The sequence below is a fragment of the Clostridioides sp. ZZV14-6387 genome (assembly GCF_020657835.1).
Lineage (GTDB): Bacteria > Bacillota > Clostridia > Peptostreptococcales > Peptostreptococcaceae > Clostridioides > Clostridioides difficile_A.
Window position 1 is genome coordinate 57,545 of sequence record NZ_JAGWCW010000006.1, and the last position, 13,190, is coordinate 70,734.

At 29.5% G+C, this 13,190-nt stretch carries 12 protein-coding genes; all 12 read right to left on the reverse strand.

What is annotated here, in order from left to right:
• Window positions 1-6 precede the first annotated feature (6 nt).
• The 12 genes from rpe to priA all read right to left on the reverse strand — a co-directional run bounded on the left by rpe (window position 7) and on the right by priA (window position 13,156).
• On the reverse strand, window positions 7-678 hold the full coding sequence (gene rpe, locus KGF38_RS05405; protein WP_054271155.1) for a ribulose-phosphate 3-epimerase: 672 nt from the start codon (window positions 676-678) through the stop codon (window positions 7-9).
• A gap of 4 nt (window positions 679-682) precedes the next feature.
• Complete coding sequence (rsgA, locus tag KGF38_RS05410; protein WP_054271156.1) at window positions 683-1,567, reverse strand: ribosome small subunit-dependent GTPase A; 885 nt, start codon at window positions 1,565-1,567, stop codon at window positions 683-685.
• A gap of 97 nt (window positions 1,568-1,664) precedes the next feature.
• Window positions 1,665-2,402, reverse strand: coding sequence for an elongation factor P 5-aminopentanone reductase (gene ymfI, locus KGF38_RS05415; protein ID WP_054271157.1), 738 nt, complete (start codon window positions 2,400-2,402; stop codon window positions 1,665-1,667).
• Between the two features lie 107 nt (window positions 2,403-2,509).
• A complete protein-coding gene (gene prkC / locus KGF38_RS05420; RefSeq protein ID WP_074178478.1) occupies window positions 2,510-4,522 on the reverse strand; it encodes a PASTA domain-containing Ser/Thr kinase PrkC in 2,013 nt (670 codons plus the stop codon).
• A gap of 16 nt (window positions 4,523-4,538) precedes the next feature.
• Window positions 4,539-5,291, reverse strand: a complete 753-nt coding sequence (locus KGF38_RS05425) for a Stp1/IreP family PP2C-type Ser/Thr phosphatase (RefSeq protein WP_054271159.1) — start codon at window positions 5,289-5,291, stop codon at window positions 4,539-4,541.
• Between the two features lie 19 nt (window positions 5,292-5,310).
• Window positions 5,311-6,342, reverse strand: a complete 1,032-nt coding sequence (rlmN, locus tag KGF38_RS05430; protein WP_074178555.1) for a 23S rRNA (adenine(2503)-C(2))-methyltransferase RlmN — start codon at window positions 6,340-6,342, stop codon at window positions 5,311-5,313.
• 8 nt (window positions 6,343-6,350) lie between these two features.
• The gene (rsmB, locus tag KGF38_RS05435; RefSeq protein WP_074178479.1) at window positions 6,351-7,676 is read right to left on the reverse strand and encodes a 16S rRNA (cytosine(967)-C(5))-methyltransferase RsmB; all 1,326 of its coding nucleotides are present in this window, start codon (window positions 7,674-7,676) and stop codon (window positions 6,351-6,353) included.
• Between the two features lie 61 nt (window positions 7,677-7,737).
• Window positions 7,738-8,439 (reverse strand): zinc metallopeptidase, encoded by a 702-nt coding sequence (locus KGF38_RS05440; protein WP_054271161.1) that lies wholly within the window; start codon window positions 8,437-8,439, stop codon window positions 7,738-7,740.
• A gap of 69 nt (window positions 8,440-8,508) precedes the next feature.
• Window positions 8,509-9,255 carry a DUF116 domain-containing protein gene (locus KGF38_RS05445; protein WP_074178480.1) on the reverse strand — a complete coding sequence of 249 codons (747 nt, stop codon included), beginning with the start codon at window positions 9,253-9,255 and terminating at the stop codon, window positions 8,509-8,511.
• A 9-nt stretch (window positions 9,256-9,264) separates the two neighbouring features.
• The gene (gene fmt / locus KGF38_RS05450) at window positions 9,265-10,194 is read right to left on the reverse strand and encodes a methionyl-tRNA formyltransferase (protein WP_074178481.1); all 930 of its coding nucleotides are present in this window, start codon (window positions 10,192-10,194) and stop codon (window positions 9,265-9,267) included.
• A 14-nt stretch (window positions 10,195-10,208) separates the two neighbouring features.
• Window positions 10,209-10,649 carry a peptide deformylase gene (gene def, locus KGF38_RS05455; protein WP_074178482.1) on the reverse strand — a complete coding sequence of 147 codons (441 nt, stop codon included), beginning with the start codon at window positions 10,647-10,649 and terminating at the stop codon, window positions 10,209-10,211.
• 17 nt (window positions 10,650-10,666) lie between these two features.
• Window positions 10,667-13,156 (reverse strand): primosomal protein N', encoded by a 2,490-nt coding sequence (priA, locus tag KGF38_RS05460; protein WP_054271165.1) that lies wholly within the window; start codon window positions 13,154-13,156, stop codon window positions 10,667-10,669.
• Window positions 13,157-13,190: the final 34 nt, after the last annotated feature.

Sequence of the window (13,190 nt, forward strand, 5' to 3'; positions counted from 1 at the left end):
TTAAATTTAAACCAATTCTTCAAGAGAAGCATTCTTTCTAAATAAATTAACGGTTTCTTGAATGTCATCACTTCCAAATATTGCAGAACCTGCTACTATTACATTAGCCCCTGCTTTTACAACTTCAGCCACATTTTTAGGGCTTATACCACCATCAACTTCTATATCGATGTTTAAGCCTTGATTATCTATAATAGCTTTTAACTCCTTAATTTTATCTAGAACACAAGGTATAAATGATTGACCTCCAAATCCAGGATTAACAGACATTAATAATACCATATCCAAATCAGGTAGAACATGCTTAATAGTATCTATTGGTGTAGCTGGATTAAGTACAACACCAGCTTTTATTCCATGTGATTTTATATTTTGTATAGTTCTATGTAGATGCACACAAGCTTCCTGATGAACAGTTATTATGTCACATCCTGCTTTTACAAACTCTTCAATATATTGGTCTGGATTTTCTATCATAAGATGAGCATCAAATACCATATTTATATTTTCTTTTTTTAAGCTTTTAACTACAAGTGGACCTAATGTAATGTTTGGTACAAAGTGTCCATCCATTACATCGATATGAAGATACTCACATCCTGCACTCTCTACCTTTCTTACATCTTCCAATAATTTCGCAAAATCTGCTGATAATATTGATGGTGCTAATTTAATCATACTTCTAATACCTCCTACTGTTATTTTGTCTTATTTCATTTAGTAGCTGTATATAACTATCATATCTTTCTTTAGATATTTCTCCATTTGCAACAGCTTCTTTTATAGCACAATTAGGTTCATTTTCGTGAATACATTTTGAACCAAACTTACAATCATTAAATTTATCAAATTCTATAAAATAATCTTTAAGCTCAACTTCTTCTATGTCTTCAAGTGCAAGCGAACTAAAACCTGGTGTATCTGCAACCATTCCACCAAATTCCAACTTTAAGAGTTCTGCATGGCGAGTAGTATGCTTTCCTCTTTTTATTTTATCACTTACTACTCCAGTTTGTAGTTTAAAGTTCGCATCTATTTCATTTAATAAGCTTGATTTTCCAACTCCAGATGGGCCTGCAAATACTACAACATTTTCCTTTAATTCTTCTTTTACTTTCTCTATATTTAACTTAGTAATATTACTTACTGGAATAACCTTATATCCACTAAGTTCATATATATTTTTAACAGTTTCTAACGTATCATTATCATCTAAATCTGCTTTTGTAAGGATTATTACAGTTTCTAAATTTTCTTTTTCTGCCAAAACTATAAATCTATCTAAAAGAGACAAGTTTGGTTTAGGATTTTTTATTGCAAATACTATTAACGCCTTATCTACGTTTGCTATAGGAGGTCTTATAAGTTCTGTATCTCTACTATCTATTTCTTCTAAAATACCTTTTTTTTCTTCTTCATCAACAATACTTATTTTTACTCTATCACCAACTAAAGGTGTTATTTTCTTCTTTCTAAAGATTCCTCTAGCCTTGCATTCATAAATACCATTATCTGTATCAACATAATAAAATCCACTAATCCCCTTTATAATTTTTCCTTCTAGCATCAAATGCCTCCCTTTATAAAATTTATATAAACACATACTGTTCATTAGCAGTATATCGTGTTATTATTTCCTATTTTTATATAATACCACATTTTTTTTAAATAACAAATCCTCCATTTGGGCTAATTACCTGACCAGTGATAAAATTTGATTTATCTGATGCTAAGAAAATAGCACAATTTGCTATATCGTCTGGAGTACCTAGCCTCATTAGTGGAGTTTCTTCTACAAGAACATTTATATCTTCACTATTATATTCAGATAGCATGTCAGTATTAATGACTCCTGGAGCTATACTATTTATCCTAATATTTGATGGTCCAACTTCTTTAGCTAATGCCTTTGTCATACCTATTATACCTGCTTTTGTTATAGAATAATGCACTTCACAAGAAGCACCTGATATTCCCCAAATCGAAGATATATTAATTATATTCCCTTTTTTTTCTGATATCATGTATTTTAAAGCCACTTGTGAACAATAAAAACATCCTTTTAAGTTAATATTCATCATCCTATCCCAGTCTTCATCAGTTATATCTGTAAATAACTTGTCTTGACTTATACCAGCATTATTTACAAGTACATCCAATCCACCAAATTCTTTTACACAGTAATCTATCATATTCTCTACTTCTACTCTATTTGAAACATCTGCTTTAAAAAGTTTTACATAGGAATTTTTTTCACTTAATTTAGTATATAACTCATTAGCTTCATCTTCTGACTTATTAAAATTTATTAATACATTATATCCTTCTTTTGCAAAAGCTTCAGACATAGCTTTACCAATACCTCTAGCTCCTCCTGTAATTAAAACTGTTTTATTTATCATAAATGCTTTTCTCCTTTATTATAACCAATTTCATATTTTATACAAAACAAACTGCCTCTTTAAAGAAAATAGTTTCCATAAAAAGACAGCTCTTATTTTGCTAATGTTTATTCTGTTTTACCAATATTTCCGCCAGTTCCAGATGGAGTTTCTCCATTTCCTCCTGAACTTGAACCTCCTGAATTATCTCCACTATTTCCTGAGTTTGAGCCTCCTGAGTTATCTCCATTTCCGCCCGAATTTGAACCTCCTGAGTTATCTCCATTATCTCCTGAGTTACTGCCATTATTTCCTGAGTTTCCGCCACTATTTCCTGAGTTTGAGCCTCCTGAGTTACTACCATTATTTCCTGAATTTCCTCCACTGTTTCCTGAGTTTGAGCCTCCTGAGTTACTACCATTATTTCCTGAGTTTGAACCAGGTGTTTTTGTATCATCATCAGGTGTTGTTGGTGTTTTGTCTGGTGTTGTTGGTGTCTGTGTATTTGATTTTTCTGAGCCTTTACTCACATATAGGTTTATCTCATCACCCTCTTGAGCTCTTGATGAACTAGCTCCTGGACTTTGATTTAAAACTGTACCTTCTTTATATATTGAACTATACTCATACTTAACTGTTCCCACTTTTAAATTATTTTCTTCAATAAGTTGTTTTGCATTACTCAAAGTGAGTCCTACTACATTAGGAACAGAAGCTTGATTTGCACCTTTACTTACAACAACATTTATAGTATCACCCTTCTTAACATTTGTACTTCCTCCTTCAGGTGTCTGTGATATTATACAGTTTTCATCTACTTCACTACTATATTCTTCACTTTTTACACTTAAGGATAATCCTTCTTTTTCAACAGTACTTTGAGCTTCTTCTAAAGTCATATTTACAAGATTAGGAACACTTAAAGACTTATTCCCAAATCCTCCTGCAAATAAAAATTTATATGCTAAGAATACTTGAGCACATAATATCACTATTAAAATAGCAGCTATTACTTTTAATCTTTTTCTAGACTTTGGACTTTCCTGTTTTTTCTTCTTTTTCTTAGCCCTCTTACTTGGAGTATTCTTCGGTTTCTGATTCTTCTTAGCTCTCATTATCTCTTCCTCATCTTCATCTTCATCTTCATCATAAAAATCATCGTAGTAATCATCATCTTCATCCAAATCAGCAACTTCAACAGGCTTGACTACTTTTTCGGGAGCTGGCTTTGCAAGTATTGGATTTACAACTTTATTAATTTCCTTTTCATCAATTTTCTTAGTTGCAAAATCATCATATTCTTTTATAAAATCTAAATCGATATTTTTTTCTATATACTCAATGTCTTCTATCAATTCCTCAGCAGATTGGTATCTATCTGCACTAGATTTTTCTGTAAGCTTTTTTATTGTAGTTCTTACACTTTGTGGAATCCTAACCTTTTCTTCTGATGTAAAATCTATATCATCATTAATATGTTGAAGAGCTATAGAAATTGGACTATCTCCTCTAAATGGAACTTTTCCTATCAACATTTCATATAAGACTATACCTAAAGAATACAAGTCAGCATTATTAGTTACAAATTTACCTTTGGCTTGTTCTGGTGAAAAATAATGTACTGAACCAATTATACTCCCAATATTGGTCATTGTTGAGTTTGAGACAGCTTTAGCTATACCAAAATCAGCTACTTTTACTACTCTTCCTTCATTGGATATGAGAATATTATGAGGTTTTATATCTCTATGTATAATCCCCTTTTTATGCGCAGCACTAAGTGCCATAGCTATTTGTTTTGTTATATCTAATGCAGTATATTCATCTAATGTACCTTCATCTTGTATAATCTCTTTTAAGTTCTTACCATCTACAAACTCCATTACAATGTAGTGAACTTTTCCATCTTCACCAACATCATAAACATTTACTATATTTGGATGAGAAAGACTCGCTACTGCCTCTGCCTCTCTTTTAAATTTTGTTAAAAATTCATCATCATCAACAAATTCAGGTCTAAGTACCTTGAGCGCAACGGTCCTATTTAATAACCTGTCTTTAGCCTCATATACAAAGGCCATACCTCCATCACCAATCTTTCTGATGATTTCATATCGATTTCCTAAAATTGTATCTCCCACAATATCACCGTCCTAATTATACTTTTATCACTATAACCGAAACATTATCTTTACCAGAAACATCATTGGCCATACTTATCAATTCTTCACTTATATTACTAATTCTCTCGTATTCATAATCTAATATTAAATCTCTTATATCTTCATCGTCAATAAACCCAGTTAATCCATCTGTCGCAAGAAGTATTATATCACTTTTTTTAATTTCTTTCTTAAAAATATCTACAACAACCATATCATCTGTTCCAATTGCTCTAGTTATTCTATTCCTTTGTGGATGTCTTCTTGCCTCCTCTTCTGTAATAACATGAGCCATCATAAGTTCTTCAACCACGGAATGGTCTATAGTTATTTTATCAAATTTTTCACCTGTTAACAAATAACATCTGCTATCTCCAACATTTGCCACATATAAGACATTATTATACACTATAGCTGTAACTAATGTAGTTCCCATTCCTTCAAATTCTATATCTTCCATAGATTTTTTGTGCACAATTGAGTTTACATTATTATAAGCCTGTTTTAATATATCATCTATATAGTCTATTTTTACATTATCATGCTGTAATAAGTTTTCTTTTAGAAAATCAATTATATTTTCTACTGCTAATTTACTGGCAACCTCACCTTTTTTATGACCGCCCATTCCATCAGCTATGGCAAATATTCCTATTGGACCATGTTCTGTATCTATAACTTCTCCCTCACAATAGTCTTCATTGTTTTTTCTTATTTTACCTATATGGGAGGCACAACTATAAACCATACGACTTCCTCCTTACAAATTACTTGTATTTTCTTCTCAATTGCCCACAAGCTCCACTAATATCAGAACCCATAGACATTCTAACTGTGGCAGGTATATTATTTTTCTCTAAACTATCCCTAAACTTATAAATAAATGCTTTATCAGGCTTTTCATATTCTCTTTCTTCGACTTTATTTATTGGAATTAAATTCACATGGCAAAGCATACCTTTTAGGAGCTTAGCTAATGCCCTTGCTTCTTGTTCTGAGTCATTTACTCCTTTTATAAGAGAATATTCAAATGTGACCCTTCTATTCGTCTTTTTTATATAATATCTACATGCATCCAATATTTCTTTAATGGAGTAAGCATTGGCTACAGGCATAATTTTTCGCCTTTCTTCGTCATATGGTGAATGAAGTGATAAAGCTAAATTTATAGCTATTTTTAAGTCTGCCAATTCATACATTTTAGGTACTATCCCACAAGTTGAAAGAGTTATGTGTCTATACCCTATATTAAGTCCATTTTTTTCATTAATTATCTTTAAAAATTGTTTTGTGTTTTCAAAATTATCAAGTGGCTCGCCACTTCCCATCAATACAAGATTTGATACTCTCTTTCCAGTATCTTCTTGAATTTTAATAACTTGGTCTAAAATCTCCCAAGGTTCTAAATTTCTAATCAATCCATCCATTGTAGATGCACAGAAATTACATCCCATTCTACAACCCACTTGATTAGAAATACAGACAGTAACCCTACTATCATAATCCATCATCACAGTTTCTATTATATTTCCATCATCTAATAAAAACAAATATTTTTTTGTACCATCTACTTTAGACTCTAATTTTAATTCTATATCTATATGTCCTATACATGAGACTTCCTCTAATTTATTTCTCAAACTTTTTGGTATATTATTCATATCATCAAAAGTTTTTGCACCCTTATATATCCAGGCAAATATTTGACTTCCTCTAAAAGGCTTTTCATCTATAGTTTTCATAAATTCTTTAAGTTCATCTTCAGTAAAATTTTTTAATACTACCTTTTTCTTTTCCATTATCTTCACTACCTTATTCTCTTTAATTTTGCTATGAAAAAACCATCTATTCCATGAATATTAGGATATATCTTTAAATATCCTTTATCTTGATTATCCAAGTCTACATTTATTGTATCAATTGGAGTTAATTCAAAATTATTATTGTCTTCAATAAAAGAAGTAATTATATTTATATTTTCCACATCTTGAATTGTACATGTACTATATACTAAATTTCCACCAATCTTAACATACTTTGATGCATTTTCTAAAATTTGCTTTTGTATAGAAGTAATATCTTTTAATTCTTCTTCTTTCTTGTACTTAATTTCTGGCTTACGTCTTATTATGCCAAGGCCAGAACAAGGAACATCTGCCAAAACATAATCGAATTTACTTATACTATTTTCATCAATTTCAGAAGCATCAAACTTTTCTACATATACATTTTTAATACCTAGCCTATTTACAGTAGCTTTTATAAGCTTTAATTTATGGTCAAAAATGTCTCTAGCTATTACTTTACCAGTATTATTCATCAAAGTAGCTAAGTGAGTAGATTTTCCACCAGGAGCACTACATACATCCAAAACAGATGAATCTTCTTTTGGATTAATTACTTTCCCTACTATCATAGAACTTATATCTTGAATTGTAAATAAACCAGCCTTAAATAATTCATTTTTTTCTATATTCTTCATTTTTTCGACTTTAATAGCTTCTTCTACCATAGGAACTTTAAAACATACAATACCCATTGCATTTAATTTTTCAATAAGTTCTTCTCTACTTGTTTTAAGTGTATTTGTTCTTATATAGATACTCGGCTTTTCATTGTTTGCTTCCAATAAATCTTCAGTAAATTCTTGTCCAAAATTATCCATCCAATTTTTTATAATCCAAGAATTATAAGAATACTTTATAGATAGGTATTTTACACTATCTTCCTCAGTTATGTCCATTATAGTATCTTTACTTCTTATTTCATTTCTAAGAATAGCATTTATGAAACCAGAAGATTTTTTATCGTATTTCTTAGCTAATTTTACAGTTTCATTAACTGCTGCATAATCTGATATACTATCCAAAAATAAAATTTGATATGTTCCCATTCTTAAAAAGATTTTAACATAAGTTGACATTTTTTTTACTTTTATTTTTGAAAGTTTATTGATTATGTAATCTAAATAATACTTATTTTCTATTACTCCATAGATTAATTCTGTTGCAAGTCCTCTATCCATATCACTTATTTCTAAGTTTTTAAAATGTTTGTTTATTGCAATATTTGAATAGTTATTGTTTTTCTCTATATCGCATAATACTTTAAATCCAATTTCTCTTGCGTCCATATAAATTTCTCCCTTTTATTAAACATAAAAAAGGGTTGTTTCTAAACAACCCACTTTACTTTTAGTCATCTCTTCTTTGAGCTATTAGTAACAATCTAAGTAATTGAAGTATTGAAACCAATGCTGCTGCAACATATGTTAAAGCAGCTGCTGAAAGTACTTTTCTACTTTGTCTTGACTCACTTTCATCTATAATCCCTAAATTTCCAAGTTGAACAATTGCTCTACTTGAAGCATTAAATTCTACAGGTAATGTTATTATCTGAAATAATACTGAAGCTGAAAACAATAGTATCCCAATTTTTAAAAATGGACCAGCCATAATAAATCCTATAAATATTAGAAACCAAGATATACTTGATGCAAAATTTACTACTGGCACTAAGCTACTTCTTATTTGAAGAGGAGCATAACCTTTAGCATGCTGCATTGCATGACCACACTCATGTGCAGCTACTGCAACAGAAGTTATAGAAGAACCATAATATACATCTTCTGATAACCTTACTACCTTTCTTCTTGGGTCATAGTGGTCACTTAAATGACCTCTAACCATTTCTATACTTACATCATATAGACCATTTGAATCAAGTACTCTTCTTGCTGTTTGTTCTCCAGTATATCCTCGACGTGTTTTTACTCTCAAATACTTATTTGTTGTTGAACTCACTTTAAATTGCGCATATGCAGTGAATAGTATAGCTGGAATTAATATAATCATCGTAGGGTCAAATCCCCAAAACCCGCCATATACAGGGTACATAAATAACACTCTCCTAAAATATATTTTTACACATCCTCTTAATATTCATATAGCTTAAAAACAGTTTAATTACAAGTTAGTTTGTTTTCCTGTTAAAAAATCTATAGCTTTTTCAATATCTATCATATCTACATTAGTATTTACACAAGGTCCATTAGGTCTTTTGTTAAATACACCTAAAACAGGAATTTTTTTTATATCTTGTATTCCAGATGTTAAATCTCTTTCACATGCAACAGCTATAACAGCTTTAGGTTTATTGTCTATTATAATCTTTCTAGCTAAAGTTCCACCTGTAGCTACAAAAATTTTTACTTTACTTTTCTTCTTTAACTTAGTTAATTCTCCTATGTTGCATCTTCCACATTCTTTACAATTATCTATATCATTAGTAACTTTTAATTTACAACTATTCTCTTGAATACAATGAGGTATTAAAATTATTATATCCTCTGGATTAAAATTATATTTATTACTGTATATATATTCATTATTTAACTTTATATATATCCTTCTAATCTCACTTTTTGACATACCAAATGATGATGCAATGAAAGATACAATAGGAAATAAGCAACTGGCAATCTTAAAGTTTATTTTCATTATATTTGAGTTAACATTCTTACCTTTAATTACTCTATAAGTAATTATTGTTGAACATAGTATTATAAGTATTAGTGATATTATTATAATATTTATTGCTAAAGAAAATATTTGAGTTAAACTCATTATAAAAAAGTTTACAACTCCTATTAAAATCCCTAATATTAAAATTAAAATCCCAACACTTGTTAAATACTTCCTTATATCTGTCATAGTTTTCACCTAACCCAATACTAAACCAGTTTCTATAGTATTCCCTTTTATATATTCACCAACCAACATTCTCTTTTTATTTGGCATCTGAATTTCTTCAATTAAAAGTACCTTATCTTTAGTACTAACTTTTATACCATCTTTATTTACATCAATTATTGTACCTGCATTTTTTGTACTTTTTTCATCTAATACTTTAGTTTTCCAAATTTTCATTGTAACACCATTATAAGTAGTATAAGCACTTGGCCATGGATTTACACCTCTAATTAAATTGTGTATTTCCATAGCATTTTTTGAAAAATCTATATTTCCTAATGATTTATTCATTATTGGGGCATAAGAAAATTCTTCATGGTTTTGCACCTCTCTTGGTGCAGTGCCTTCTTCAATTAACTTTAATGTTTCCTTTAAAGTTTCTGCACCCATATTCATCATTTTATCATGAAGTTCTCCTGCTGTTATATTTTCATCAAGATTTACTTCTGTTTTTAATATCATGTCTCCAGTATCTAAACCTTCATCCATGTACATAGTTGTAACACCAGTCTTTTCCTCACCGTTTATTATTACCCAATTTATAGGTGCAGCACCTCTATATTTTGGAAGTAAAGACACATGAACATTTATACATCCAAGTTTAGGAATTTCTAGTATCTCTTTTGGAAGTATCTGTCCAAAAGCTACAACTACTACTACATCTGGATTTAGAGATTTCATTGTATCTATAAATTCTTCATCTCTAGCTTTGATTGGTTGATATACAGGTATATTATTTTCAATTGCAAGCTCTTTTACTGGACTCATTCCCAGTTTTTTACCTCTTCCTTTTGGTTTGTCTGGCTGAGTTACAACACCTAATATATCATACTTTTCATCTATTATTTTTTGTAAACAAGGAACAGCTATATCAGGTGTCCCCATAAATACTATTTTCATTAAATCAACTCCTACTACTTTTCTATTCTGTCAACAAATAAAATTCCATCTAAATGGTCTATCTCATGACAAAATGCTCTAGCTAAAAGTTCTTCCCCTTCTAGCTCTATAGTTTCACCATTTCTATTTAAAGCTCTAACTTTTACATAATTTGGTCTTCTAACATCTCCAGCTTCTCCAACAACACTTAAACATCCTTCCTCATCTATTTGCTCTCCAGATGTTTCTATTATTTCAGGATTTATAAGTTCTATAAGTTCTTCTCCAATATCTATTACTACTGCTCTTTTTAAAATTCCAACTTGAGGTGCAGCTAATCCAACACCATCAGCATCATACATAGTTTCTGCCATATCATCTAATAATTGTATTATTTTTTCATCAATTTTTTCAACCTTTTTTGATTTCTTTCTTAATACTGGTTCTCCTATTTGAACTATTTGTCTTAAAGCCATTATATTTCCTCCTAAATTTATAATACACTGTTTGGATTAATATCTATAGATACATTGATATCCTTATCAAATATCAAATCTCGTTTTGTTATACATATATATTTTATTATACCCTTTAACAGATTAATTTCAATATTTTCATCTTTAAAGAGTATCTGCCATCGATAATTTTGATTTATTTTTGATATTGAACATGGGTTTGGACCTAATATAAATCCTAAATCATTTATACCCCTTTTTTCTAATAAATAAATCAATGATGCATGCATATTTTTTATATTTTTTATTACTAACCTTTCATTTTCCCCACTAACAACTACACTCAACATGTTATTAAAAGGAGAATATCCAAACGCTTTTCTTATTTTTATCTCATCTTCATAAAAACCCTCATAATCATATTCAATAGCATGCTTAATAGCATAGTGTTCAGTGTCATAGGTCTGAAGTACTACTTTTCCCTCTTTATCAGCTCTCCCCGCTCTTCCAGAGACTTGAGTTATCAACTGAAATGTAGTTTCAAAACTTTTAAAGTCTGGAAAATTTAATATCATATCTGCAGATAAAATACCCACTAAAGTTACATTATCAAAATCTAACCCTTTACTTAACATCTGCGTCCCAATAAGTACATCTGCTTCTTTATCTTTAAATTTATTTAGTATTTCATCTAAAGCACCTTTTTTTGAAGTTGTATCCTTATCCATTCGTAATGTTCTTACATCTGGAAAAATGCTTTTTAATTCTTCCTCAATCTTTTGAGTACCAACTCCAAAAGGTTTAACATAATGACTTTTACACTCAGGACACTCCTTTGGGATTTCTTTCTCATAACCACAATAGTGACATCTTCCAGTGTTACTTTTCTTATGATAAGTTAAAGATATATCACAATTTTCACATTGGAACACATACCCACACTTTCTACAAGATACAAAATTTGCATAACCTCTTCTATTTAAGAATAGTATAACTTGACTATGCTCTTCAATTGCACAACTTATTTCTTTTTGTAGTTTAAAACTGAATATACTCCTATTTCCCTTATTCAGTTCTTCTTTCATGTCTACAACTTCAATATTAGGAAGAGGTTTATCATTTGCTCTATTTTTTATATTTATGAGTTTGTATTCTCCAGATTTTGCTTTATAATATTCTTCAATTGAAGGAGTAGCTGAACCTAAAATAAGAGTTAAATTATTTTTTAATGCCATAAATCTAGCTACCTCTATGGCATTAAATTTTGGATTCTTCTCAGACTTATATGATGACTCATGAAATTCATCAATTATTATAAGTCCTAAAGAATTAAAAGGTGCAAATATAGCTGACCTAGCTCCAATTAAAATTCTTATTCTACCTGCTTTTACAGCTTTATAGACATCGTGCTTTTCCCCTTCAGATAGTTTACTGTGAAACACTCCTACTAAATCACCAAATCTACTCTTCAACCTATCTATTGTTTGAGGAGTTAATGCTATTTCAGGAACTAAAAATATACTATCTAAACCTTGATTTAATGCAAATTCTATTATTTCCATATAAACTTCAGTTTTTCCACTTCCTGTTACACCATGAATTAAGTATGGTTTTTTATCATCCACAAACATATTCGACTTTATCTCATCAACCGCTTGTTGTTGCTCATTGTTTAATTTTATACTTTTTGATGTAGATTTGTAAATACTTTTTGGTTCTCTATAATAATCCTTAAACTCTAATGTTATTAACTTTTTTTTATTTAAAGAAGTTATACTTTGTCTTGAAGCATTTAATAAGTCTAATAAATCATTTATCTCTACATTTTCATTATTTTTAAGAAAACTTAATATCTCTTTTTGCTTGCTTCCCACATTTATTTTATTTTGTTCTATATAATCATCAATTTTATCACTTTCCAAGCTCAAAGATATATAACATACTTTCTTTTCATTTTTGTGGTTTTTGTATTCCCAACATAACTTTATAATTCCATTTTTATTCATCGTGTACAAAGAACTATTTAGATTTGGTATATATTTTAACTTATCAACCTTAATTTTTCCTTTACTATCAATTACTTTTTCTACTATTTCTCTATTTTTATCACTTAAGGTCAATATCTTTTCCTTTAATTGAGCTTCGTTTAACTCAATTAAATTTTCACCTAATAATATTACCTTATAATTATTTAATTTGTATCCTTTTGGATATATTAAATTTATACATTCTATATAAGTGCACAAATATCTATTTTTCATCCAATAAACCAATTCCAAGTCTTCTTCTCTAAATATTGGATTCTCATCTAATACATCAATTATTTCTTTTGTCTTTATTTTTTCTTCTAAATTATCTGTAAATTGAAATACAAAGGCTTCTGTTGGTTTATTACCCCTTCCAAATGGAACTAATATTCTATGTCCAATTCTTATAGATTCCGATAAAAATACAGGAATTTGATATGTAAATAAATTATCTGTGTATATAGTATTACTTCTCACTATTACCTTTGCATATTTTTTCATTGTAAAACCTCTACTTAAATTTAATCTACTGTTC